Genomic DNA, 25020 nt, shown 5'->3' with positions numbered 1-25020 from the left:
ACTACATCACCTCGGGGACGTCGATTCCCAGGAGGGACAGGCCCATCACGAGCCGGCGTTCCGTCACGGCGAAGAGCGACAATCGGGCCCGCCTCCGGTCGGCATCCTCGTCGCCGGTGATGCTGACGCGCTCGTAGAGGGCGTTGGAAAGCCGGCCCAGCTCGACGAGATAGTCGCAGAGCAGGGCCGGTGAACCCGCATCCCGGGCGTCCGCCGTGGCCTGGTCCAGATCCAGGAGATGGATGCCCAGCTCGCGTTCCTCCGCGGAATGGAACACGGGTGCGATGGCCGCCTCGTACGGGGCGAAGCCGGTCTTGTCCCGCAGGGAGCGGAGGCGCACCACCGCGTACTGGACATAGGGGCCGGTGTTGCCCGTCGGCTTGAGCATGCGCGCCAGATCGAAGATGTAGCCGGTGCCCGGTTGTGTGGATAGATCCGCGAACTTGAGGGCGCCGATCCCCAGGGCGTGTGCGCTCCGCCGGAGCATCGCCGGATCCGCGCCGTCGGCACGGGAGGCGAGCTGGCGTTCCGCCGCGTCCACTGCGTCTCCAAGGGCCTCGGACAGCAGCGGGGCGTCGCCGCTCCGGGTCTTGAGGATCTTGCCGTCCTGGCCGAGCACATTGCCGATCTCCACGTGCCGGAGGCTGTCCGGGTCCTGGACCCAACCGGCGTCGAGCGCGGTCTGGAACAGCATGGCGAAGTGCAAGCGCTGAGGAGCCCCGACCACGTAGACGATCCGGTCCGCGGCCAGCTCGGAGGTGCGGAACCGGATCGCGGCGAGGTCGGTGGCCGCGTAGCCGTACCCGCCGTCCGACTTCCGCACGATGAGCGGGAGGCGCTCGCCGTCCCGGCCGATGAAGCCACGGGGGAAAGCGCAGAGGGCGCCGTCACTGAGTGAGGCCAGGCCCTTCGCTTCGAGCTCGCCGCAGACCGCCGCGAGGTCGTCGTTGTAGAAGCTCTCCCCGCGGATATCCTGTTCCGCGAGTCCGACCCCCAGTTCCCGGTACTGCTCCTGGAAGTACTCCACGGACCGTGCGACGAGGGCCTTCCACCGGGTGACGGTGGTCGGATCGCCGGACTGCAGCAGGACGACGCGCTGCTTCGCCTGCTCGGCGAAGGCCGGGTCCGCGTCGAACCGGGCACGCGCCACCCGGTAGAGGCGGCCGACGTCGTTCTGGGACAGCCTGTCGATGTCGACGTCGTCAGTGAGGAGGTATTCCAGGATCATCCCGAACGGCGTGCCCCAATCGCCGATGTGGTTCTGGCGGATCACCTCGTCGCCGAGGTGCTCGTGGATGTTCGCCAGCGCGTCTCCGACGACCGTGGTCCTCAGATGTCCAACGTGCATGCTCTTCGCGACATTGGGGGAGGAATAGTCGATGACCACTCGCCGCCCTGTCCCCTCCCGTGAGGCCGCGGATGAGGTGTTCAGCTCCGCGAGTCTGCTGAGCAGCCACCCGTCGTCGAGCGTCAGGTTGACGTAGCCGGGCCCGGAGACCTCAGCGCGGGAGACGCACTCACATTCCGCCAGGTCCCTCGCGAGGATCGCAGCGATCTCGCGCGGGGCGCGCCCGGCTGCCCGGGCCATGCTGAGGGCGTCGTTGACCTGGAAGTCGGCGAACGTGGATCGGCGCACCTGGGGGACGTGAGATGCGGGGTCGACGCCGAGAAGCCTGGCGGCGGAGTCGCGAGTGGCCTGCTGAATCGTCTCGATCGTCGTGAGGTTCACAGTCGGAGTATATGAAGGCGGTCTCGTCACGTCCACGGACTCTGCCCGCGGCACCCCTCAGGCGGGGGCCGCGCCGAGGGCTGCCGCGGCGTCGCGCATGGCCTGTTCCGCCGTGGCGACGGTGATGAGGCTGTTCCCCGCCGTGATGTGCAGGCCGTAGGCGTCTTCCAGCGCGACGAGGTTCATGGCCAGGGTCTGGACGGGCAGGCGGAGGGCGAATTCCCCGCTCGCCGCGCCGCCCTCCAGGATGCCCTGGTACGTCCGGAGCTGTCGCCGGTACATGGTCTCGACGAGTTCGTGGTGCAGCGTGGAGTTTCCGGCGAGGACGTCGAATTCGTAGAGCAGGCGCATGAGGGCGTCGTCCGGGCCGCTCGGAAGGCCGTGCCGGATGGCTGCCGCGAGACGGGCGGCGGCGGTGGGCAGATCGGCCACGATCGCATCGCGGGCGTCGCAGAAGCGTGCGACGCCGGCGCGGTGCGCCTCCACGAGCAGCTCGTCCAGATCCTCGTAGTAGTAGAGGACGGCGCCCCTGGTCAGGCCGGCTTTCGCCGCGACGTCGGTCATTGAGATGGAGCGCAGCCCGCGTTCCGATGCCGCCTCCAATGCGGCGGCCACGAGCTTCTCGCGTCGTGCAGTCTGGTTGCTCGGCCTCGCCATGCCTTGACGTTAGCAGAGCGCCGATGCTTCACTGGGAGGAATTCCTTGACGCTGATGTCAAAGAATTTCTCTGACTCCCGACAGGACCCCGCCATGCTCGATCTCCTCCTGACCCGCGCGACCGTCCGGACCTTCGACCCGGCCCAGCCGTGGGCCGAGGCCGTGGGCATCACCGACGGCCGCATCAGCTATGTGGGCCGCGCGGCGGACGCGCCGTCGGCCCGTCGCACCAGGGACCTCGACGGCGCGCTGGTCACCCCGGGCGTGATCGACTCGCACAACCATCTCCTCCTCGGCTTCGACGCCGACGCGGTCAGTCTCGAAGGCGCCGAGACACTCGAGGAGGTCCGCCGGCGGATCAAGGAGCTCGCGGACCGCCGCCCCGGGCTGGACTGGATCTGTGCGGAGAACGCCGTCTACTCCGTGGTCCACGGCCGCCGCCCGAACGCCCGCGACCTGGCCGGGCTGACGGACCGCCCGGTGTTCGTCACCACTTACGACCAGCACTCCGTCTGGCTCAACGAAGCGGCTCTGCGGGTTCTGGGGATCAACGACGGCGGCGACATCCCGTGGGGCAACCCGGAGCTCGATGCCGACGGCCGTCCCACCGGCTGGGTCACCGACTTCTACACGAGCGCCATGACGACGGCGGGGCTCGCGGGTCTCCAGCGCGACATCCCGATGTACTCCCCGGACCGCCGCTACCGGAAGTTCCTCTCGAGCCTGGAGATGGCCACGGCCACGGGCATCACCACGGTCGTGGAGCCGCAGGTCCCCCTCGCCGAGGTGCCGCTCCTGGAGCGCGCGATCCGCGAGAGCAAGCTGTCCTCCCGGGTGATCGCCGCGCTCTTCCACCCCGTCGACGCGGACGACGCCTTCCGCCGCGAGCTCCGGGACGCCGTCGACCACGGCCCGTCCCACGACCGCCTCCGGCTCGGCCCCATCAAGCTCTACGCGGATGACGTGATCGAGCCCCACACCGCCTGGATGCTGGACGACTACGCGAACCGCCCCGGCCATCGCGGGCACCCGTCGGCGGCCCTGGGCGAACTCACGCGGATCGTCACCGAGCTGGACCGCCTCGGCTTCCAGACCCACACCCATGCGACCGGCGACGGCGGCATCCGCCTGGCGCTGGACGCGATCGAGCACGCCGCGCGGGCCAACGGGACCACGGACCGCCGCCACGGGATCGTCCACGTCGAGTGCCTGGACCCCGCGGACCTCCCCCGGTTCCGTCAGCTGGGCGTCACCGCGGCCATGCAGCCGCGGCACTGCTCCCCGGATCTCGTGGCCGGGACCTGGATGGAGAACGTGGGCGAACAGCGCTGGGACCGTGCCTGGCGGTTCCGGTCGCTCATGGAATCCGGGGCGCATGTGGCCCTGTCCAGCGACTGGCAGGTGGGCGAGATGGACCCCGTGGTGGGCTTCTACTCGGCCCTCACCCGGGCCGGGCTGGACGGTTCGGACGCCTGGACTCCGGCGGAACGGCTCACCCTGGATCAGGCCCTCCGCGGCTACACGGCGGAGGGTGCCTGGGCCTGGCACGCGGAGCACGAACTCGGCGTCATCAGGCCCGGGGCCCTCGCTGATCTGGTGGCCTGGAGCGGGAATCTCTACGACCACGAGCAGGATCCCGCGGCGCTCCTGGAACACCGCGCGGCCCTGACGCTGGTGGGCGGCGAGGTGGTGCACGACGCCGACGTCGATCCGGCGCCGCTGCCCGTCTATGGTGGGCAGTCGCACTGCTCCGCCCACGACAGCCACGCGCCTGCCGAGGGCTGAAAGTCCCAGAAACGCCACGAGTGGGCCTTTCGATCACCGGATCCCGGACGGGATGGTGATCGGAAGGCCCACTCGCGATGCGGGTGGCGCGGCGACCGTCAGATCAGACGACGTCCCGCGACTTGTTGAACTTGGCGATGGCCTGCTGGGTGCCACGGTTGGTGAGGACCTGGATCACGGCGCTCACGGCGGCGGAGATGACCGCGAAGCTGAGGGCCGCGCGGAGGCTCGCCTCGGCGTCGTCGCCCTTCTGGGGCGGCTTGTTGCCCGTGGCCTTCTCCCACGCGGCGTTCACCAGCTTCGACCCCACGAGACCTGCGCCGATGCTCACGGCCGTACCGAGCAATTTGAACAGAAGCTGCATGTTTCTCCCTCACGGTGCTGACAATGCCGTCACCCTAAGCGTAGTACGCAGGGGGTCCAAGCGAAGTCGTGGGTTTGGGAAACGGCCGAACCCCGGAACGACTGAGCCCCCGCCGGTGGGGCGGGGGCTCAGTGCGTGTGCGGGACGGGTCAGCGGCCGGCGTTCACCGGATCGCTCTCGGGCTTGTCGTCACGCTGGGAGTCCTGCTCGCCCGCGGCCGGCACCACGGGGATCATCCCCGTCGCGATCAGCCGCTCGCGCTGACGGGCCTCGCGCCGTCCGCCCGGGACCGGATTGCCCAGTTCGCGGGGTTCGGCGTCCGGAAGCTGGATGAGCGCGTGGGACCCGGTGAGGGCGTGCGGCTCTTCCGGCTGCTCGACGACGACGCGCTTCCCCTTGGCCTTCTTCGCCTTCGCGGGGCCCGCCGCAGCGGTGGCCGGGGCGGAGACGCCCGCCGCAGCCGTGGCCAGGGCCGGCCCGTCGGCGTCGTCGGTCGTGGTGGAGTCCTCACCGTGGCCCTGGTTCAGGCGGGCGCCCTCCACGTCGACATCGGGAAGGTGCTTCTCCAGCCAGGCCGGCAGCCACCAGGCCCGCTTGCCCAGGAGGTGCATGGCCGCGGGGATCAGGGTCATGCGGACCACGAACGCGTCCACCAGCACGCCGAACGCCAGGGAGAAGCCGAGCGGCCGGACCATCGTCAGATGGTTGAAGATGAAGCCCGCGAACACGCTGGTCATGATGATCGCTGCGGCGGTGACCACGACGGCGGCGTGCTTGAAGCCGATCCGGACGGCCGCCTTGGCCTTCGCGCCGTGGACATAGGCTTCGCGCATGCCGGAGCCGATGAACACCTGATAGTCCATCGCGAGGCCGAACAGCACGCCGATCAGGATGATGGGCAGCATGCTCAGGATCGGGCCGGGGTGCGGGACGTCGAACACGGCGCCCAGCCAGCCCCACTGGTACACGGCCACCACGGCTCCGAACGACGCGGCCAGGGACAGCAGGAAGCCCACCGTCGCCAGGACCGGGACCCAGATGGAGCGGAACACCAGGAGCAGCAGGATCAGGGACAGACCCACCACGATGCTCAGGTAGAGCGGCAGGGCTTCGATCAGTTTGTTCGAGACGTCGATGTTCGCGGTGGTCTGGCCCGTGAGGCCGATCGTCACGCCGAGATCCCGCTGGATGTCCGCACCCTTGGCACGGATGTCTGCGACCACCTGGACGGTCTTCTCACTCGCCGGTCCCTCGGTGGGGATCACCTGGAACACGGCGGTCTGGCGGTCATCGCTGAGCTTGGCGGGCACGGCCGCGACGACGCCCGGCACGGAGCGCAGGCGGTCGGCCAGGTCGAGCTGCTTGAGGGCGGCGTCCTGCTCGCTGAGACCGGCCGGGAACTCGCCGACCACCACGATCGGCCCGTTCATGCCGTCCCCGAAGGACGTGCTGATGGTGGAGTACGCCTTGTAGGCGGAGGAGTCGGCGGCCTCGGAACCGCCGTCCGGCAGCGCCAGGTGCAGCTTCTGCGCGGGAAGCGCCACCACGCCCAGCACGACGACGGACACCACCACGGCCAGCCACGGCCACTTGGTGACCCAGGCGCCCCAGCCGCGGGCGGCGTCGTCGTGATCTGCCAGCGGGTGCGCGGCGCTGTCCGCGGCGCGCCGCCAGCCCCGCTTCGAGATGACGCGCTTGCCGATCAGCCCGAGCACCGCGGGCGTCAGGGTCAGGGAGACCAGCACCGACACGGCGACCGTGGCAGCGGCGGCCAGACCCATGAGGCTCAGGAACGGCAGGCCGGGGACGGCGAGGGCGGCCAGAGTGATGACCACCGTGACGCCGGCGAAGAACACGGCATTGCCGCTCGTGCCGGTCGCGCGGGCGACGGATTCCTCCATCGACATGCCGGACAGGATCTGACCACGGTGCCGGTTGACGATGAAGAGGGAGTAGTCGATGCCGACGGCCAGCCCGAGCATGAGGGCCAGGATCGGCGTCATGCTGTTCATCTGGATGACGCCCGAGAGCGCGATGGTGCCACCGACGCCCACGCCCACCCCGGCGATCGCCATGAGGAGCGGAAGGCCCGCGGCGATCAGGGTGCCGAGCATGATGATCAGGACCAGCACCGCCACGCAGAGGCCGATGATCTCCGCGGGGCCGGCCAGGCTCCCCAGATCCTCGGAGAGTTCCTTGCTCGGGTAGACGTTGAGTCCGGTGTTCTCCGTGGCGACGAGGCTCTTCACCACGTGGTCCCGGTCCTCGGTGGAGAGGGCGCTCAGGGAGCCCTTGAAGCTGATCTGCGCGACCGCGACCGTGTCGTCCTTGGAGACGAAGCGGATGCCCTGCGAGGCGTCGGACTTGCGCTTGTTGAAGTCCAGCTCGGCCTGGTGGCTCGCGAGTTCCTTGGCGGCCGCGTCGGCCTTGGCGCGGCCGGCGTTGTAGTCCTTCTCCGCGGCGGCGATCTGGGCGGCTGCGGCCTCGGCCTGGGCGGCGGGCACCTGCACGCCCGAGTTCTGGGCTGCGGCGGCCTGCGCCTTGGCGCTGTCCAGCTGCTTCTTGGCGTCGTCCAGCTGCTTGTTGCCGGCCTCCTGCTGGGCCTTGCCGGCGTCGAGCTGCTTCTGCGCCGCGGCCAGCTTCGCCGGGGCGGCGTCCACCTCGGCCTGCGTGGTGAACGGGTCCACGCTCGACTGGACCTGCGAGGTGCCGTTGAGCTTGGTCAGCGCGTCGGAGACGGCCTTCTTCTGCTCGTCCGTGAACGGCTTGCCGTCCTTGTTCTGGAACACCACGGACGCCGTGCCGCCAGCCGCCTCGGGGAGCGCCTGCTTGAGGTGGTCGATGACCCGCTGTGTCTCGGTCCCCGGGATCTTGAACTCGTTGGTCAGCTGCCCCTTGAACAGCGCGGCGGAGCCGCCCACGGCCAGGAGTACCACGAGCCAGAAGGAGACGACCCACCAGCGGTGCCGGTAGGAGAACTTGCCGAGCCTGTAGAGCAGGAGTGCCATGGTCTGTGCCTTTGTTGGTGCCGGTGGTGCGGAGCGGAGTGCGAGTGGACGGGAGGTCTGGGGTTCCTGGGCGGCGTGAGCCGCTCAGGCGAAGCCGTTGCGGAGGTGCTGGAGGGCCTGGGTGATGAGGTTTCTGAGGACCATGCTGTGGGCATCCGTCACCTGTCCACTGCGAGGAGCCTCGTGCTCCAGCCAGTACTCCATGGCGGCCTTCCCGGCGCCGATGATGGCGCCCACCATGGTTCTGACGAAGAAGGGGTCCGCTTTTGTTCCCAGACGTTCCACCGCGGCGGCGCTGAGCTTACTGGTGGCATCATCCCAGGCCATGAGCTGCCAGCGCTGGACCTGGGGCTGGTTCTCGGTCAGGAGGCACATCCGCGCCATGCGGGAGAGCGATCCGGGCTCGACGAGCGCCATGACCGCGGCGATCGCGGAGTCGAGGATCGTCTCGTCGGCGGGGCGCTGGCGGAACTCCTCGATGGCGCCGTCCAGGAAGTTCTGGACCGTGGCCGCCAGGGCCGCTTCGGGGCTCGGGAAGTAGTTGAAGAAGGTGCGGCGGGAGATGCCGACGGCGTCGGCCAGGTCCTCCGCCGTGAAGTTGCCCAGGCCGTTTTCGGAGAGCAGGTTGACCGCGGCCTCGATGATGGCGGCGCGAGTGGCCTGCTTATTGAGCTCGCGGCGAGAGGTCTTCTCCTCCGCGGAGCCGCCGTGGGGATGATCCGGTGGAGTTCCGTCCAGGAAAGTGGTGGAGTCCATGCTCCGATGCTACGGCAATTTGTGCACCCAGTGCAATTAGGGGACCGAGTGCAAAGTTCGGGGCTGGTGCTCAGTTCCCCAGAACCTGATCGAGCGGGGCCTTCAGGGTGTTGTAGTCACTGGAGTCGACCTGCAGCAGCTGACCTTCCAGCACCAGGGAGGGGGTGCCCCGCAGGCCGAGTTCCTTGGCATCGTCGAGGTCGCGCTGGACGCGGGTCGCGACGGCCGGGGACGTGAAGTCCTTGGCGAAGCGGTCCATGTTCAGCCCCAGTTCGCGGGCGTATCCGGTGAAGGTCTCCGCCTGGCCCGACGTCGACTTGGCCCATTCGGCCTGCTTGCTGAACACGAGGTGGCTCATCTTCTCGAGGGCGCCCTGCTCGGCCGCGGCCTCCACGGCCTTGGCCGCGAGCGGGGCGTTCTCATGCATGGGGAGCGGGAAGTTGCGCACGACGATCCGCACCTCGGACCCGTACTCCTTCTTGGCCCGCTCGATCAGCGTGTCCATCTTGGCGCAGTACGGGCACTGGTAATCGGTGAAGAGGATGAGCGTGGTCCGCGGCTTCGCCGGGTTGGCGATGATCCGCGCATCCGAGGGGACCAGCTTCGCCATGAGCTCGGCGGACGGCGTGGCCGGTGCGGTGGCCGTGGCGCTCGCGGACGGCGCGGAGGCATTGGACGACGACGGCGCCCCGCACGCTCCCAGCGTCCCCGCGGCGACCACGAGGGCCAGCGAGGCGAGGAGGGTCTTGGCGGTCAGTCCGGCCTTCTGGGTGCGCATCAGTCTTCTTCCATCGTCACGTTCGGCTTGCGTGTGAGCCTAACGAGGGCGCGGAGGCGGGGCCAAGTTTCGTGAGGCGGGCCACCCGTGTTTTCTGTAGGCGTGGCGCTGAACTCGCTATGAAGGGTTTGAGGTCGCTACCGGCGACAGCGACCTCCGGCTCTCCCTAGCGAGTTCGGCAGCCGGGAGGCGTCCCGCGCGCACCCGGCCCGGGCTGACTTCCGCGGCACCCGGGGAATGTGACAGCGGGGCCTGCGCCGGCGTCGTCGTGCAGGTATAAACTGGGACGCACAACGAACGACAGGGGAGCGCCGCCACCGCAGGGTGTGTGGGCGCTGAGAGTGCGGAGCAACCGCAGACCCTCGAACCTGATCCGGTTAGTACCGGCGATAGGGAGTCGAGCATCTCAGAACGTGCCTCCGGGCACCTCCCCTCCTGTAATCCCAGGAGGATGACAATGACTACTCAGGCTGTTGCCCAGCGTCGTGGCTGGCGCGTGGTGGACATCGTGGTGGCGGCACTGATCGCCGTGGCCGGTGGCGTGCTGTTCTGGGCGTGGTCCCAGGGCGCGAACCTGATCACCCCGCTGACCGCCGCCTACGCCCCGCTCTCGGGCCTCTACGCCGGTGGCTGGATGATCCCGGCCGTGCTCGGCGCGCTCATCATCCGCAAGCCCGGCGCCGCCATCTTCTGCGAGGCCGTGGCTGCGAGCGGTGAGCTCATCATGGGCTCGCAGTACGGCCTGACCGTGCTGATCTCCGGGCTGCTCCAGGGCCTCGGCGCGGAGCTGATCTTCGCCGCGTTCCTCTACCGGAAGTTCAACCTGCCCACCGCGCTCCTGGCCGGAGCGGCATCCGGGCTCTTCTGCGGCCTCAACGACAGCTTCCTGCCTTGGGGCTGGAACATCGCCTACGACGGCACCGCCAAGTTCCTCTACATCCTCTTCTGCCTCATCTCCGGCGCCGTGATCGCAGGCGCGCTGTCCTGGGTGGCCACGCGTGGCCTGGCCCGGACCGGCGCCCTCGCCTCCTTCGCCTCCCGCAAGGCCCGTACCGAGCCGGTCTTCGGCTGATCATGAGCGGAGTCGCCGGCGGCGTGCAGCCGGCCCGCGTCACGGCACGGGACTGGGGCTGGCGCCACGGCGGGCGCAGCCGCGCTGCTGTGGCGGGACTCGACCTCGACCTGGAACCCGGGGAGAAGGTCCTCCTGCTGGGCCCGTCCGGCGCGGGCAAGTCGACGCTGCTCCACGCCCTCGCCGGAGTTCTCGGCTCTGCGGAGGACGACGACGCCGACGAGTCCGGCACGCTGCTGATCGACGGCCGTGCGCCCAGGGACGCCCGGGGCCGGGCCGGTCTGGTGCAGCAGGATCCGGAGACGCAGGTGGTGCTCGGCCGCGTGGGCGACGACGTCGCCTTCGGAGCGGAGAACCTCGCCGTGCCGCCCTCTGAGATCTGGCCTCGGGTGCGCCAGGCCCTGCACGACGTCGGGCTCGGGTTTCTGCCCCTCGACCACCCCACCCATGCCCTGTCCGGCGGGCAGAAGCAGCGGCTGGCGCTCGCAGGGGTGCTCGCGATGCGCCCCGGACTGGTGCTGCTGGATGAGCCCACCGCCAACCTGGACCCCGACGGCGTGCTCGAGGTCCGCGATGCCGTGATCCGTGCGGTCGCCGCCTCCGGTGCCACGCTCCTGGTGGTCGAGCACCGGGTGGAGGTGTGGAAGGACTCGGTGGACCGTGTGGTGGTTCTGGGTGCGGGCGCCGACGGGCCGTCGGGCGTGGTCGCGTCCGGTGATCCCGACGCCGTGCTCGACGCGCAGGGTGAGGCTCTGGCCGCCCAGGGAGTCTGGATCCCGGGACGGGTGCCGGTGCTGGCGGGCGCGGGCCGTTCCGGAAGTCGCGTCCTGTCCGAGGCCGGCGCGGGCCGTTCCGGAGATCGCACGGTCGGCCGTTCGAGCGCTGGTTCCGTGGCGTCCCGTCCCGCGACGTCGCCTGCCGGCGCGGTCCTTTTGGAAGCCCGCGACCTGGCGGTGAGCCGGGCGTCAGCGTCCCGCCGTGGACTCGCGCCCCGGAAGTCCGTCCCCGTGCTGAGCGGGGTGGAGCTGGAGTTGCGGGCCGGCAGCGCGCTCTCGGTGACCGGGCCCAATGGCGTGGGCAAATCGACCCTGGCCCTCACCCTGGCGGGGCTGCTCGCCCCGGCCGGGGGCGCCGTCGTCGGCTCGTCCGAGTTACTGGCCGCGGGTGCTGCCCTGCCCCGGCACCCGGAGCCGTACCGCTGGAAGGCGAAGGAGCTGATCACCCGGATCGGCACCGTGTTCCAGGAGCCCGAGCACCAGTTCGTGACCGGCAGCGTGCTGGACGAACTGCGCTTCGGGCCGCGGCAGCTGGGTCGCGGCGAGGAGCGCGTGGACGAGCTGCTGCACCGGCTGAGGCTCGACGGCCTGGCCGACGCCAACCCGTACACCCTGTCCGGGGGCGAGAAGCGGCGGCTGTCCGTCGCGACCGTGCTCGCCGCCCATCCCCGGCTGCTGATCCTGGACGAGCCCACCTTCGGGCAGGACGCGCGTACCTGGGCTGAGCTGGGCTCACTGCTGCTCGAACTGCTCGACGAGGGCGTCTCGCTCCTGTCCGTCACGCACGACGCCGACTTCACCCGCGCCCTCGGCGCCACGGAGCTGGTGCTCGGGGGAGCCCCGGGGCCGGAGCTCGCGGGCGCGGCCGCCGTCGTGCGAACCGGGGATGAACCCGGAAAGGGGGAGGCATGAGCGTCGTGACCGAGGACCGCGCCGTCGTGGACCCGTACGCGGCGTCCCGTGCCGAGCTTCCGCTCCTGGGGCGTGCGAATCCGCTGTCCAAGTTCGGCGCGCTCGCGATCATCACGCTCGCCCTCGTGTGGTCGATCGACTGGCTGTCGGCCGGGATCGCGGTGCTCTGCGAGCTCCTCGTGCTGCCGCTGGCGGGCCTGAATCTCCGCCTGCTGTGGACCAGGGCGTGGCCGCTCGTGGCCGCCGCCGTCCTGGGCGGCTGGAGCACGGCGGTGCTCGCCCCGGACAAGGGGCCGCTCATTTTCAGTTTCGGGATCTGGACCATGGGCGAACATTCTCTGCTCCTGGGTGTCGGGTTCCTCCTGCGTGGACTCGCGATCGCACTGCCGGCGGTGATCGTCATGGCGTGCACCGAGCCGACCGACCTGGCCGATGCTCTGGCACAGCTGGCGCGCCTCCCGCACCGCTTCGTCCTGGGCACCCTCGCGGCGCTGCGCCTGGTGGGACTCATGGTGGCCGAGTGGCAGACCATCGGCATGGCTCGCCGGGCACGCGGGGTCGGTGCCACCGGGAACGTCCTGTCCGGGCTTGCCGCGAAGCTGGGGCAGAGTTTCGGGCTGCTCGTCCAGTCGATCCGCCGGGCCTCCCGTCTGGCTGTGACCATGGAGGCCCGGGGCTTCGGCGCCGGGCCGCGAACATGGGCCCGCCCGTCCCGGCTCTCCGCGGTCGACACCTGGGTGGTGCTCGGCTCTGTGGTCATCGCCGGGCTGTCCGTGGGGATCTCGGTGCTGCTCGGCGTCTGGCACGTGGTGTACTGACCGGGCTGAGGGGTGGTCGGGTTTGATGGCCTGGGCTGCTGAGTGGCCTGGGCTTGCGGATCGTGACGCGAAATTCCGGAAGAAATATCGCACCCTGCGACTTAGGTATCCCATATTCACGCCGACGGGCCGGTGATTTGCTTCGCGGTAACTCACATCTGATATATTCATGCTCATGACTGAGACGATGGATCACCTGGCTTCCTGGCTTCGCGACGCCCGCAGCGAGAAGGGCTGGACGCAGGGCAAGCTGGCCGAGGAGCTCGGCACCAGCCAGAGCGCCGTGGCCCGTATGGAGACCGGCAAGCAGAATCTGAGCCTGCGCATGATCCGCCGCTTGGAGGATCTCTTCGAGGCAACGCTCCTGACCCCCGCGCGGCCGCGCGTCACCCACCTGCGGGTGGAGGGCGGACATCAGCTCAGCGGCGCGGTGGACGTCAACAGCAGCAAGAACGCCGGCGTCGCGCTTCTGCTGGCCAGCCTCATCAACCGCGGCACCACCACGCTGCGCCGCCTGGCGCGCATCGAGGAGGTCAACCGGATCGTCGAGGTGCTGGCGAGCATCGGCGTCGAGTGCACCTGGCTCAACGACAACGATCTGCAGATCCGCCGCCCCGCCGTCCTGGACCTGGACGCCATGGATGTGGACGCGGCCCGTCGCACCCGCAGCGTCATCATGCTCCTCGGCCCGCTCCTGGACGAGCGCGAGGAGTACCAGCTGCCCTACGCCGGCGGCTGCGACCTCGGCACCCGCACCGTGGAGCCGCACATGCAGGCGCTGCGCCAGTTCGGGCTCGCCGTGGAGGCCAAGTCCGGCTTCTACCTGGTCCAGGCCCCCGAGGCCGACAGCAAGGACCGCACCTTCGTGCTGACCGAGCGTGGCGACACCGTCACCGAGAACGCGATCATGGCCGCCGCGCACCGCACCGGCACCACCGTGATCCGCAACGCGAGCCCCAACTACATGGTCCAGGACCTCTGCTTCTACCTGCAGATGCTGGGCGTGACCATCGAGGGCATCGGCACCACCACGCTGCGCATCACGGGCCGCACCAACATCAACCAGGACATCGAGTACTTCCCGTCCGAGGACCCGATCGAGGCCATGAGCCTGATCACCGCGGGCATCGTGACGAACTCCGAGGTCACCGTGCGCCGTGTGCCGATCGAGTTCATGGAGATCGAGCTGGCCTTCCTGCAGCACATGGGCCAGGAACTGGAGATCTCCGGCGAGTACGTGGCGCGCAACGGCCACACGCGCCTGGTGGACGTCACCACCAAGCCGAGCAAGCTGCACGCCTCCGTGGACAAGATCCACCCCATGCCGTTCCCGGGCATGAACATCGACAACCTGCCGTTCTTCGCGGTCATCGCGGCCAACGCCGAGGGTCAGACGATGATCCACGACTGGGTCTACGAGAACCGGGCCATCTACCTGACGGAGCTCAACCGTCTCGGCGCCAACGTGCAGCTCCTGGATCCGCACCGCATCTACGTCAACGGCCCGACCAAGTGGCGCGCGGCCGAGATCGGCTGCCCGCCGGCTCTCCGCCCCGCGGCCTGCCTGCTGCTCGCGATGCTCGCGGCCCGCGGCACCTCGACCCTGCGCAACATCTACGTGATCGAGCGCGGCTACGCAGACCTCGCGGACCGGCTGAACTCCATCGGCGCCCGGATCGAGTACTTCGAGGACTGATCCTCCGCGCGCGGTTCGCGAGAGAACAGGTGATGCCCCCAAAACCCGGTTTTGGGGGCATCACCTGTTCTCTCGCGTGGGGGCGCTCCACACCGTGCGGGCGTCCGCCGGGGAGAATGGAGGAATGAGCTCCATCCACCAGCGTTTCTGGACCCTGCCCGGCCTGCTCGGCAAGCACGTCGCACGGCTGCCCTGGTGGGTCGTGTTCCTGGTCGGCCTGGCGTCCCTGGCCGGTGGCGTCTGGCTGTTCCTGCATCCGCTCGGGGCGCTGACCCGCATCGAGATCTACGCCGGGGCGGGCTTCGTGCTGTCCGGCGTGGGCGATCTGGCCGACGCCGCGCAGGAGGCCCGTGCCGGGACGTCGCGACGACGGCTCTGGCCCTTCCTCCTCGGGCTCGTCTGGATCGCGGCCGGCCTGGTCGTGCTGCTGATCCCGCTCCCGTCCGCTGTGCTGGTGTACCTGGCAGCGCTGACCTTCGTCTCCAGCGGGGCCACGCGACTGGTCGAGGTGCTCCGCAACCACTCCGACGCGCCGTGGCAGGACCTTCTCCGGAGCATCCTGGACCTGGTCCTGGCCGCCTTCTGCGCGGTTCTGCCGGGCACCGGGACCACGGTCTTGGCCTTCGCCTTCGGCTTGCGCAGCGTGCTGGTCGGCCTGAAGATCGCTGTCCTGTCCGTCACGAAACTGCGCCGGGCCCAGGCTGCCACATGACCGGAGCGTCTCTGTTCGACCTCGACGTGATCGGCGCGGGACTGCCCTTCGCCTCGGCGCTGGGAGACCTGTCCGCCGCGCTCGGCGGACCGGACGGGTCCGCTTCCGGTCGGGCGGACGACGACGCCGGGCCCGCCGCGGTCGTCCAGGCGCCGCCCGGGACGGGCAAGACGACCCTCGTCCCGCCTCTCGTGGCCACGCTGGCCGCCGCGCGGGCCGCGGGGAGGAGCCCGCGCGTCGTCGTGACCCAGCCGAGAAGGGTCGCCGCACGCGCCGCGGCAGCGCGCCTGGCCGCTCTGGATGGGAGCCCGCTGGGACGGAGAGTGGGCTTCACGGTCCGGGGCGAACGGCAGGCCGGGCGGGACACGGTGGTGGAGTTCGTGACCCCGGGCATCCTGCTGCGCCGTCTCCTGGCCGATCCGGGGCTGGACGGGGTGGACGCCGTCGTCCTGGATGAAGTGCACGAACGCGCTCTGGAGAGTGACCTGCTCTTCGCCATGCTCGCCGAACTGCGGCAGCTCCGCGACGATCTGCTGGTGGTCGCGATGTCCGCCACCCTGGACGCCGCGCGGTTTGCGGAGCTGCTCGGCGGGACCGCGGGCGCGGTGCCCGTGGTCGACTGCCCCTCGGCGCTGCATCCGCTCGACGTGGCCTGGCGCCCGTCGCCCGTCACTCGCATGGACGAACGCGGCGTGACCAGGGGTTTTCTGGACCACGTGGCTGAGACGGCGGCTCGCGAGCACCGGTCCGCGCTCGCCGCGGATCCCGGGATCGACGCTCTCGTGTTCGTACCCGGCGCCCGCGAAGTCAGGCATGTCACCGATCGGCTCCGCAGCCTGGCGCCCGACACGGAGGTTCTCGAGCTTCACGGTCAGATCAGCCCCGCGGAACAGCAGAGGGCCGTCTCGGGACGCCGGCCGGGGGACCGCCCGCGGATCGTCGTGTCCACATCCCTGGCGGAATCCTCGCTCACGGTCCCCGGCGTGCGACTCGTGATCGACTCCTGTTTGAGCCGCGAGCCCCGGAGAGATGCCTCGCGAGGCATGAACGGTCTGGTGACCGTGGCGTGTTCGCGGGCGAGTGCCGAACAGCGGGCCGGACGCGCCGCGCGACAAGGCCCGGGACGTGCGGTGCGCTGCTGCGACGAGCGGGCCTTCGCCGCCGCCCCCGCGCAGCCGACGCCCGAGATCGCCGCAGCGGATCTGACGGAGGCCGCCCTCGTGCTGGCCTGCTGGGGCGCGCTGCCCGGCGTGCTGTCCGGCGCGGATGATCCTGACCGTTTCGCCCTGCCCGACGCACCCCCGCAGCCCGCCCTGCGCGACGCCCTCGCCACCCTGACAGCCCTCGGAGCCGTGACCCCGAACGGGCAGCCGACCGAGGAGGGCCAAACCCTCGCCGGTATCCCCGCCGACCCCCGATTGGGCCGGGCCCTGTTGGAAGGCGCCGCGCTCCTGGGCGCCCGGCCCGCGGCGGAGGCCGTGGCCCTCGTGGCGCGGGAGTTCCGGGCGCCGGGCGCCGATCTGGGCAGACTCCTGAGCGGGCTGCGCTCCGGACAGGACCCGCAGGCGCGGGCCTGGAAGGACGAAGTCCGCCGCTTCGAGCGCATCGCCGACTCCTCACGCACGACGACGCCGGCCCCCGCCCGGCCGGTGCCGCGCGGGGAGGAGGTGGGTGCCATCGTCGCGCTGGCCTTCCCGGCGCAAGTGGCGCGCAGGGTGCCGGGCGAGCGGGAGGTCTACCTGCTGGCCTCCGGGACCCGGGCGGCCCTGCCGTCGGGGAGCCCGCTCTCGGGGCACGAGTGGCTCGCCGTGGCGGAGGCGAGCCGAGCCGGCGGCAGGGAGGCCGCCGGGACCGGTGCCGTGATCCGTGCGGCCGCCGGGATCTCCGGGGAGACCGCGGCGCTCGCGGCGTCGCATCTGCTGGCCGATGGCGTGGAGGCGTCCTTCGACGGCGGCAAGGTGGCCGCGCGGAAGGTGAACCGGCTGGGGGCGATCGTGCTGTCCTCGACGCCTGTGAAGCCCGGTCCCCGGGAGGGTCACGCCGCGGTCCTCCGGGCTCTGGAACGGGAGGGGCTCGAGGTCATCGGCTTCCCCGGCCCGGCGGACGCACTGCGTCGTCGACTCGCCCTGCTGCACCGCGTGCTGGGGGAGCCGTGGCCGGACACGTCGTCGGCGGCGCTGCTGGCCCGTGCCGACGAGTGGCTGGGGCCCGAACTCGAGGCGCTCGCCGCCGGAGCCTCCGTGAAGTCGCTACCGCTCGTGGACGCCTTGCGCCGTCTGCTGCCGTGGCCCGAGGCCGTGCGGCTGGAGGAGCTGGTTCCCGCGGAGCTCGAGGTGCCGAGCGGACGCCGGGTGCGCCTGGAGTACCCGGAGGTGGAGGAGGCTCCGGCCGATGGCGCTCCCGTGCCGCAGCCCGTGGTCGCCGTGAAGCTTCAGGAGTGCTTCGGCTGGGCCGACACGCCGCGGCTCGTGGATATGCGGGTGCCCGTGGTGTTCCATCTCCTGTCCCCGGCTGGGCGGCCGCTGGCCGTGACGGCTGATCTGGCGTCGTTCTGGTCCGGTCCGTATGCGCAGGTCAGGGCCGAGATGCGGGGGCGGTACCCGAAACATCCCTGGCCGGAGGACCCGTGGGCCGCCGTCGCGACCGCCCGCACCAAGAACCGGATGGGCGGGTAGGGTCGGCCGGCCGCGGAAGGCCCGGTCCCGCCATAGCCCTGGGTTCGTGGATTTTGAGTGAATTCGCTACCAAAAGCCACGAATGCACACGACACCCACGAACGCGCGTGGCACGGGGTGCCAGGTACCCGGTCACTTCACCCCGAACACTTCCGTGACTTCCCGTGGGGTGCTAGCGCGAGCGGCAACTGCGAACCACTCCGGGGTGGCCCCCGAACGGTCGAGCGGTTCGCCGTAGGCAAGATGCTGACGTGCACGGCTCTTGCCGAGCCAGAGCCACCGGCCGAACCCTGCCGCCAGTAGCGCGATCATGAGCCATGTCAGTGAAGGGGCGGGCCGCCCGTTGATGGCCTGCGCCAAGCAGAAGCACCCAGCGAGTACCGAAGCTATCGAGCACAGCACTGCCTGGAAGGTGGCGCGCTGGTCCACCCGTTGAAGGGCAGCATTCTGGGCCTCCTCCGAGCGAGCCTGTCGTTCCGCGGCGAAGCGGTCACGCATGGCGCCAGCAACTCGGCGGGCGGCCTCAAGGTCGCGACCCAGCTGATTTCGGAGCTGCTCTTCCCGCGCTTCCCGCACGGCTGCATCGGCTTCCGCTTGCGTTCGTAGCTCTCCACCAGTGCGGCTTGCTGCCGCAGGCGGCGTCTGCTCACGTTCACGGAGCAGAGGGGTGTGACGATCTGCCTGCGGAGCTGCCTCGTCGCGCTGCCCGAAGTAGATACCGCTGAGCAGTTTCCCTAACCCGGTGGGTGTGCTGGCAGAAGCGAAGGCAGTTCGGTCGGACAGACTGATGTCATAGCGATGGCCGATTCCTGTGAGCACAGGTACTGCACATTCCGCAATGGCCGCCGCCAGAACGTGCGAATCAAACATCCGGAGATCGGCCCAGGAGCCGCCACCTCGGTACAGAGCCACCACGGTGTTTCGGGCCGGTGGCAGACTGCCGAGAAACTCTGCGAGGGACGCGGGAGTGAAATCGACCTGGGCCGCCTCATACCCGATGCCTTTGGGTGGAAGCTGTTCCAGGAACTCTTCGGTGGTGCCGGTGGTGCGTGGGCACAGGAGCAGGACGTGATGCAACCGAACGCCGCGGGTAGTCAGTTTCGATGCCAGGCGCTTGCCTTTACTTTCGTGTGAGAAGGCCGGGTTCCTCAGCCGATCACCCACAGGTGTCCCAGGAGCGTACTTTGCCAGAAGGACGTTTCTGGATTCTTGAAGGCGGAGATGGTGAAGGCCTCCGCCCTGAACCCACACCGGGCCGATCCGTTCAGCAGCCAAGCGGTAAGCCGATACATTCTGCCGGGGCTGAAGGCGGCCGCCCACCGAAATCAGTGTTCCTTCTTGCAGAATGTCCCACGGGTCTTCTCCGAGAAACCCCCGGATCTTCTGTCGGTTGTGGGCGCTGATATATACATCCAGCAGTGGCCCATCCTCGTTGGCCAGCTTGAAGCTGAGATACGACGGTTGGTCAGGGATGTAGACGTTCACACATTCGCCGGTGAACTGGACGGGGCGTAGCGTTCCGAAGAGATCGTTCACCGTTTTCGCCAATCCAGTGCCGTCCTGTGCCCATCGGGTCCACCCGTTCGAGAGGCCGTTCGCCACGAGCCCGAGGTTCGTCACGAATTGCCGCCGTATTGCGTCGTGTTCTCCGTTCTCCACCATGACGCCACCCTAGCTAAGGACTCTGTCACGCATTTGTCGGACGGTCAGCTGACGAATCCCCGGTGCCCGCCCCGCCGTCGTCGGTCAGTGGGCGAGGAGGGCCGTCAGTGCCGCCATGACCACCGCGACAGCGACGCCGATCAGCGCCGGGCCGACCCAGGCTCCGGCCGGCACTGCGAGGCCCCGCTGCACCCGGCTGAGGCGGGCGAGGGCAGGGTCGGTACCTGCGTTCGCGTGGTCGTCCGGGGTGGCGAGGGGGTCGATGACCGCGACCGCCGGGTCGGCGGGGTTCAGGCGGAGCCACGCGCCACTGGAGGGCTGGGGCGAAGCCGCCGCAGGGAGCCGGACGGCCACGGGAAGGACGCCCCGTTCGGGGGTGTTCGCCGCGAAGAGCGCGGTCTTGAACGTGGCGCGTCGTCGTGCCGGCATGACGCGCACCAGGACCGCCGTCGCCGCAGGCCAAGCCGTCGCGCCTGAGGCCATCGCGGCAGTGTCGCACTCGTGCAGCCGTCCTTGCAGGTTCCGCTCCTCCGAGGACATGAGTGGGAGGAGCACCGCCATGATCACGATCGAGAGAGCGACGGAGAGCGCCACCATCACGGACGGGACCATGCTGCCGCTGTTGCGGTTCAGGCCCAGGAACAGTCCAGCGAATCCGCCGAGCACCAGCCCCACGGCGGTCAACTGGCACAGCAAGGCGATATGGAAGACGCGGCGCTGACGCTCTGGAATGGTCTGCATGGCGACAGTGTATCCAGTCGATGGGCTAATCAAATGAACCCAGCCGGGCCGAGCGGCGGGCACTCTTCCGGACACGACTGTGGCCCGGGCATCGCCCGGGCCACAGTGTGCACGTCGCGAGTGGCGGAAGACCGCCGTCGGGACGCTACTTCTTGAAGATGTCCTTGACGTTGTCCACGGCCTCGGCCGCGGCGTCCTTGACCTTTTCGCCGGCCTGCTTCAGGCCCGCCGAAGCCTGGTCCTTCTGACCCTCGGCCTCGAGGCGCTCGTCGCCGCTTGCCTGGCCGGCTGCTTCCTTGGCCTTGCCACCCAGCTCTTCAGCCTTGTTGTTGATCTTGTCGCCGATACCCATGATGTCCTCCTCGTCAGCGGGCTCGTGGCCCTTGGTCGAATCCTGGAACGGGCGGTAAGAGATGACTCTCCCATCAACCGCTACGCCGTGAAGCGATACTTCAATCCTCATCACACTTGTTCTGGGTCCGCAACCCGGCGAACTCCCAGGAACCTCTGAAAAGCCCGGAATGGCGGGGGTTCAGAGGGTGTTCGCGCTGCGCTGAATCGGTGTGTGGAACCGGTGCGGAACCGGTGCGGCGGCTCCGTCGCGGTACGGTTCCGGCATGGACTTCGCCACCCCGGACACCGCCCCTTCCCTCCTCGGCCTGCCCGCAGCCCTCGAGCGGATCGAGCGGCTACTGGCGTCCGGGGAGCGCGTCATCCTCGGACTGGCCGGCTCGCCAGGCGCCGGGAAGACCACGCTCTCCACGACGCTGGTGGAGCACTTCGGCCCGGGCCTCGCCGTCGCGGTGCCCCTCGACGGTTATCACCTGGCGAATGCCGTGCTGGAGCGGCGCGGGCTGCGGCAGCGCAAGGGCGCTCCCGAAACGTTCGACGGCGCGGGCTACGTCGCGCTGCTGCGGCGGCTCCGCGCGCGAGATGAGGACGTCGTGTTCGCCCCGGAATTCCGGCGCGAGATCGAGGAACCGGTGGCGGGCGCCATCGCCGTTCCGCGGGAAGCGCGGCTCGTGATCACCGAGGGCAACTACCTCCTGCTGCAGGACGGGCCCTGGGCGGGCGTGCTCCCGCTTCTCGACGAGGCCTGGTTCGTGGAATCGGACGACGGCGTCCGGCTGGAGCGGCTCATCGCGCGTCACGAGGCGTTCGGGAAGAGCCCCGAGGCGGCGCGCGCCTGGGCCCTCGGGACGGACGAGGCCAACGCCCGGCTGATCCGGGCCGCTCGGGGGCGGGCCGCCGTCGTCGTGCGGCCGGAGTGACGCGCGGCGGAGCCTTCGGCGAGGGTTACGCCTCGCCGTCCCGGGGGAGGACCATGAGATGGATGGGCAGGTCGAGCTCGGGGTGCCAAGGCGCGGAGATGGTGGCGATGATCCGCCAGCCGCGCCGCTGGTAGAGCTGCACGGGGCGCTCGGCCGAGGCGACGACGTCGAGCACGGGCAGGCCGTCGGCCGCGGCGGCCCGGGTGGCGCATTCCAGGAGCGCCGAGCCCACGCCGGATCCCGCCTGCGCCGGGTCCGTGAAGAGGACGCTCACGCAGCGCAGTTCGTCGAGGCCCGCGTCGAGTGCGTCCGCCCACAGCCGTCCCTCGATGCCGTCGTCCACCCGGGTGACCGCGACATGACCCAGTAGCGTGCCGTCGGCGGCTTCGGCCACCCAGGAGGCCAGTTCGCCGGCGCGCACCAGGAAGGATTCGGCCCCGCCGGGGAACGGCCACACGAAGGGATAGCGGCTAGTGGGCTGCTGGCGTTCGAGCAACTCGGCGAGGGCGGGGACGTCCCCGGGAACGCGGGGGCGGATGGTGAACTCCATGAACACCCACTGTAGAGGCGGGACTGCCCGTTTCCGACCGATGCGGCGCCGCCCCTTGCCCCGGACCCGTGGGACAACGACGGTGGAGCCCATGTTAAACGCCGAAGGGCGGGCGGTCACCGTGCGGATCACTCCGCCGGTCACCGCCCGCCCGCTCAGCGTGTGGAGATCAGCTCACTTCTCGGGTGTGTAGGTGCAGCGGGCGGAGCCGTAGGCCGTGTTGCTTGCCTGCTTCGACACGGACTTCCCGTCCACCAGGATCTCGCAGCCGAAGGCCGGGCTGGCGGCCTCCCGGTCCTCACTGCGCACGGTCAGGGAGAGCGTGCCGTCGGACTTGGCCTGGACGGTGCTCGTGGAGTCCGAGCCGACCTCGGCATAACGGCTGCTGCTGCTCTGGGCGCCGCTCGCCGACCAGCGTGAGTTCACCGAGACCTTGCCGTTCGTGGTCACCTTGAACTCGACGGACACGTCGTTGGAGGGCTTCTCGCTCGAGTAGCGCGAGTACAACTTGTAGTAGTAGCAGCTCGCGGCGGCGTACTTGCCCTCTCCGGTCTCCTTTGCCACGGTGGTCCCGTCGACCACGATCTCGCAGCTGATCTTCGTGTCGGTCGCCGAGCCGTCGGTCGGGTTCGCCGAGATCCTCAGGGAATCCTTCGCTTGAGCGGTGAATTCCGTGGTCTGGTCCTTGCTGACGCTCACTTCGGAGGTTCCGGTCGGGGTGGACCAGCGAACGTCCGTGGGCGTCGTGGTGGTGACGATGTACTTGACGGAGACCTGCTTGTTCCGGTCCTCGTTGTACGTCTTGAGCGGGTCGGGCCGGTCCGCGATGCTGGTCAGGGCGGCGAACGCGAGCATCGCGAGGATCGATCCCAGCACGCCGACCAGGCCGAGGCCCGCGCCGAACCACGCCATGACCGTGCCGCCGAATTTCTTCACCAGCGACACCACGCCGAGTGTGATGGCGGCGAGCCCGGCGACCAGGGCCACGACGTTGACGACCGGGATCCACGCGAACACCAGGGAGGCGATGCCGCAGATCAGTGCCGCGATCGCCAGACCCTTAGGGCCCGACGACGCCGGCGGGAGGCCGCCGTACTGCGGCGCGCCATAGCTCGGGCCACCATAGCCGGGGCCGCCGGCGCCTGGACCACCCTGGCCGGGTCCTCCAACGCCGAATCCGCCGTTCTGGGGAGTCCCGCCATAGGGGGCGCCACCGTACGGGGCGCCGCCGGGAGCCTGGCCAGGACGGGCTTGTCCCGGGTAGGACTGACCGGGCTGCGGCCGGCCTGGCTGCTGACCGGGCTGACCGGGGGGTTGTTGCTGACCGGGATACGACGGTCCGGAGGAGGGCTGACCTGGGTACGACTGGCCCGGCTGCGCGGGACCCGGTTGGCCGGGCTGGCCGGGCTGGCCCGGCGCAGGGAAACCCTGGCCGGATGCCGCCTGACCGGGTGCCGCCTGACCGGGGTACGGCGGAGCCGGGGGATTCCCAGGCTGGTTTCCTGGCTCTCGTCCGTCGGGTCCCGAGCCGGCGGAAGGGGTGTTGTGCGACATGGTGCTCTCCGAGTGATAGTCAAGCGACTGTAGTTACCGCTAGGCACCATCCTAAAGGCGGGGAGTCCGTCGGGCACCTGCGAAATGAGGGGACGACTCCCCATTGACAGCGCCGCCGGGGCGTTGAGCGGGGCTCGGCGACGCGCCGTCGTCGGGCTGCGGGAGGGAGGCGGTCAGGCGAGCAGGTCCACGTCGCGCGGTTCTTTCACGGCCGAGACCCCGATGAACGAGATGATGGCGGCGATCGCGATGTAGAGGCCGATCACCCAGGAGGAATGGAACTGGTTGAGCAGGGCGTCGGCGATCATCGGCGCGAAGGCTCCACCGAGCACGGCGCCGAGCGCGTAGCCGATCGAGACACCGGAGTAGCGGACCTTGGCCGGGAACATCTCCGCATACAGTGCAGCCTGGGGTCCGTAGGACAGTCCGAGGCCCAGAGTCATGACGAAGAGCGCCACGAAGTACAGGACGATGTTCCGGGAATCGATCAGGAACCACATCGGGATGGCCCAGACGGCCAGGAGGATGTAGCCGAGCTGGAAGGTCCGGACCCGTCCGAGCCGGTCGGAGACGTGGCCACCCCAGAGCGTGAAGATCAGCCAGCCGAAAGAGGCGAGCGCGGTGGCCAGTAGGACGCTCGGGCGGTCCATGTGCAGTGCGGTCGAGGCGTAGGCGGCGAAGTACGCGATGAGCAGGTAGCCGGCCGCATTGTTGGCGATGAAGATGATCGCGGTCAGGAAGACCTGGCGGGTGTGGTGGCGGAACAGCTCGCCGAGGGGTGCGGAGGACTCCTTGCGACGGCGCACGAGTTCGTCGAAGACCGGGCTCTCCTCGACGGCGCGGCGGATCACGAAGCCGACCACGATCAGCACGATCGAGAGCAGGAAGGGAACCCGCCAGCCCCAGGCGAGGAAGGCTTCCTTGGACATGGAGCTCGTGAGGGCCCAGAGGGTGAAGGTCGCCAGGATCATGCCGATGGGAACGCCGATCTGGGGGAACGCGCCGAAGAGGCCGCGCCGGTTCTTCGGGGCATGTTCGACCGCCATGAGCGCCGCGCCACCCCATTCGCCGCCGGCCGAGAAGCCTTGCAGGATGCGGAGGAGGATCAGCAGGATCGGGGCCGCGATGCCGATGGCGTTGTAGTCCGGCAGGAAGCCGATCAGGGAGGTGGAGAGGCCCATCATGACGAGCGTGAGGACGAGCATCTTCTTGCGTCCGAGGCGATCGCCGAGGCGGCCTGCGACGACCGCGCCGAGGGGCCGGAAGAGGAACGAGATGCCGATCGTGGCGAACGAGAGGACCTGCGCCAGGGCGGGGTTTTCGCGCGAGACGGGTGCCAGGAAGAGCGGTGCCAGCACGAGGGCGGCCGCCTGGGCGTAGATGAAGAAGTCGTACCACTCGATGGACGTCCCCACGAGCGTTCCGGCAAGGACCTTGCGTTCTTCGGAGGAGAGATTCCGGCCCCTGGCGGGAGCGATGGCAGGTGACGACATGCGAACTCCAT

20 protein-coding genes and 1 riboswitch are annotated in these 25020 nt (G+C 69.7%); of the genes, 8 read left to right on the top strand and 12 right to left on the bottom strand.

The genetic code is table 11. The features are described from left to right. Position 1 precedes the first annotated feature (1 nt). A complete protein-coding gene (argS, locus tag QFZ52_RS14480) occupies positions 2-1729 on the bottom strand; it encodes an arginine--tRNA ligase (protein WP_307498309.1) in 1728 nt (575 codons plus the stop codon). Between the two features lie 57 nt (positions 1730-1786). Further along, entirely contained in the window at positions 1787-2386 is a 600-nt protein-coding gene (locus tag QFZ52_RS14475) for a TetR/AcrR family transcriptional regulator (protein WP_307498308.1), read from the bottom strand. A gap of 93 nt (positions 2387-2479) precedes the next feature. On the opposite strand from QFZ52_RS14475, the gene QFZ52_RS14470 reads away from it, so the two are divergent. Further along, the gene (locus QFZ52_RS14470) at positions 2480-4171 is read left to right on the top strand and encodes an amidohydrolase (RefSeq protein WP_307498307.1); all 1692 of its coding nucleotides are present in this window, start codon (positions 2480-2482) and stop codon (positions 4169-4171) included. Positions 4172-4274: 103 nt separating this feature from the next. Here the strand turns inward: QFZ52_RS14470 and QFZ52_RS14465 are convergent, their stop codons facing one another. The 4 genes from QFZ52_RS14465 to QFZ52_RS14450 form a co-directional block, all read right to left on the bottom strand. Then, a complete protein-coding gene (locus QFZ52_RS14465) occupies positions 4275-4535 on the bottom strand; it encodes a DUF4235 domain-containing protein (protein WP_066213955.1) in 261 nt (86 codons plus the stop codon). A 149-nt stretch (positions 4536-4684) separates the two neighbouring features. Further along, positions 4685-7543, bottom strand: a complete 2859-nt coding sequence (locus tag QFZ52_RS14460) for an MMPL family transporter (RefSeq protein WP_307498305.1) — start codon at positions 7541-7543, stop codon at positions 4685-4687. A gap of 84 nt (positions 7544-7627) precedes the next feature. Then, the gene (locus tag QFZ52_RS14455; RefSeq protein ID WP_307498304.1) at positions 7628-8299 is read right to left on the bottom strand and encodes a TetR family transcriptional regulator; all 672 of its coding nucleotides are present in this window, start codon (positions 8297-8299) and stop codon (positions 7628-7630) included. 70 nt (positions 8300-8369) lie between these two features. Then, complete coding sequence (locus tag QFZ52_RS14450; protein WP_307498302.1) at positions 8370-9077, bottom strand: DsbA family protein; 708 nt, start codon at positions 9075-9077, stop codon at positions 8370-8372. 292 nt (positions 9078-9369) lie between these two features. Beyond that, a riboswitch (TPP riboswitch) is annotated at positions 9370-9490 on the top strand. Positions 9491-9534: 44 nt separating this feature from the next. On the opposite strand from QFZ52_RS14450, the gene QFZ52_RS14445 reads away from it, so the two are divergent. The 6 genes from QFZ52_RS14445 to hrpB all read left to right on the top strand — a co-directional run bounded on the left by QFZ52_RS14445 (position 9535) and on the right by hrpB (position 17738). Then, complete coding sequence (locus QFZ52_RS14445) at positions 9535-10149, top strand: ECF transporter S component (protein ID WP_307498300.1); 615 nt, start codon at positions 9535-9537, stop codon at positions 10147-10149. Positions 10150-10151: 2 nt separating this feature from the next. Then, the gene (locus QFZ52_RS14440; RefSeq protein ID WP_307498299.1) at positions 10152-11837 is read left to right on the top strand and encodes an ABC transporter ATP-binding protein; all 1686 of its coding nucleotides are present in this window, start codon (positions 10152-10154) and stop codon (positions 11835-11837) included. Further along, positions 11834-12655, top strand: coding sequence for an energy-coupling factor transporter transmembrane component T family protein (locus QFZ52_RS14435; protein WP_307498298.1), 822 nt, complete (start codon positions 11834-11836; stop codon positions 12653-12655). Before QFZ52_RS14440 ends, QFZ52_RS14435 begins: the two co-directional genes overlap by 4 nt. Before the next feature lie 175 nt (positions 12656-12830). Beyond that, positions 12831-14351 carry a UDP-N-acetylglucosamine 1-carboxyvinyltransferase gene (locus QFZ52_RS14430; RefSeq protein WP_307498296.1) on the top strand — a complete coding sequence of 507 codons (1521 nt, stop codon included), beginning with the start codon at positions 12831-12833 and terminating at the stop codon, positions 14349-14351. A gap of 124 nt (positions 14352-14475) precedes the next feature. Continuing rightward, the gene (locus QFZ52_RS14425) at positions 14476-15063 is read left to right on the top strand and encodes an HdeD family acid-resistance protein (RefSeq protein WP_307498295.1); all 588 of its coding nucleotides are present in this window, start codon (positions 14476-14478) and stop codon (positions 15061-15063) included. Next, positions 15060-17738 carry an ATP-dependent helicase HrpB gene (hrpB, locus tag QFZ52_RS14420; protein WP_307498292.1) on the top strand — a complete coding sequence of 893 codons (2679 nt, stop codon included), beginning with the start codon at positions 15060-15062 and terminating at the stop codon, positions 17736-17738. Before QFZ52_RS14425 ends, hrpB begins: the two co-directional genes overlap by 4 nt. A gap of 132 nt (positions 17739-17870) precedes the next feature. Here hrpB and QFZ52_RS14415 read toward each other — a convergent pair whose 3' ends face one another. From QFZ52_RS14415 to QFZ52_RS14405, 3 genes are all read right to left on the bottom strand, one after another. Continuing rightward, positions 17871-19400, bottom strand: coding sequence for an exodeoxyribonuclease VII large subunit (locus tag QFZ52_RS14415; RefSeq protein ID WP_307498291.1), 1530 nt, complete (start codon positions 19398-19400; stop codon positions 17871-17873). 84 nt (positions 19401-19484) lie between these two features. Beyond that, complete coding sequence (locus tag QFZ52_RS14410; protein ID WP_307498289.1) at positions 19485-20141, bottom strand: hypothetical protein; 657 nt, start codon at positions 20139-20141, stop codon at positions 19485-19487. A gap of 145 nt (positions 20142-20286) precedes the next feature. Beyond that, positions 20287-20493 (bottom strand): CsbD family protein, encoded by a 207-nt coding sequence (locus QFZ52_RS14405; RefSeq protein WP_278267580.1) that lies wholly within the window; start codon positions 20491-20493, stop codon positions 20287-20289. Positions 20494-20758: 265 nt separating this feature from the next. Between QFZ52_RS14405 and QFZ52_RS14400 the strand changes: the two genes are divergently transcribed. Next, positions 20759-21412 (top strand): nucleoside/nucleotide kinase family protein, encoded by a 654-nt coding sequence (locus QFZ52_RS14400; protein WP_307498288.1) that lies wholly within the window; start codon positions 20759-20761, stop codon positions 21410-21412. 25 nt (positions 21413-21437) lie between these two features. Here the strand turns inward: QFZ52_RS14400 and QFZ52_RS14395 are convergent, their stop codons facing one another. The 3 genes from QFZ52_RS14395 to QFZ52_RS14385 form a co-directional block, all read right to left on the bottom strand. Beyond that, entirely contained in the window at positions 21438-21962 is a 525-nt protein-coding gene (locus tag QFZ52_RS14395; protein WP_307498287.1) for a GNAT family N-acetyltransferase, read from the bottom strand. 174 nt (positions 21963-22136) lie between these two features. After that, a complete protein-coding gene (locus tag QFZ52_RS14390) occupies positions 22137-23516 on the bottom strand; it encodes a DUF4190 domain-containing protein (protein WP_307498286.1) in 1380 nt (459 codons plus the stop codon). Between the two features lie 173 nt (positions 23517-23689). Further along, positions 23690-25009, bottom strand: coding sequence for an MFS transporter (locus QFZ52_RS14385; RefSeq protein WP_307498285.1), 1320 nt, complete (start codon positions 25007-25009; stop codon positions 23690-23692). Positions 25010-25020 lie beyond the last annotated feature (11 nt).

Source organism: Arthrobacter woluwensis (assembly GCF_030816155.1).
In the GTDB taxonomy this organism is placed as follows: Bacteria; Actinomycetota; Actinomycetes; order Actinomycetales; family Micrococcaceae; genus Arthrobacter_E; species Arthrobacter_E woluwensis_A.
Note: the sequence above shows the minus strand (reverse complement) of the source record. Positions and strands in the feature narration are given on the sequence as shown.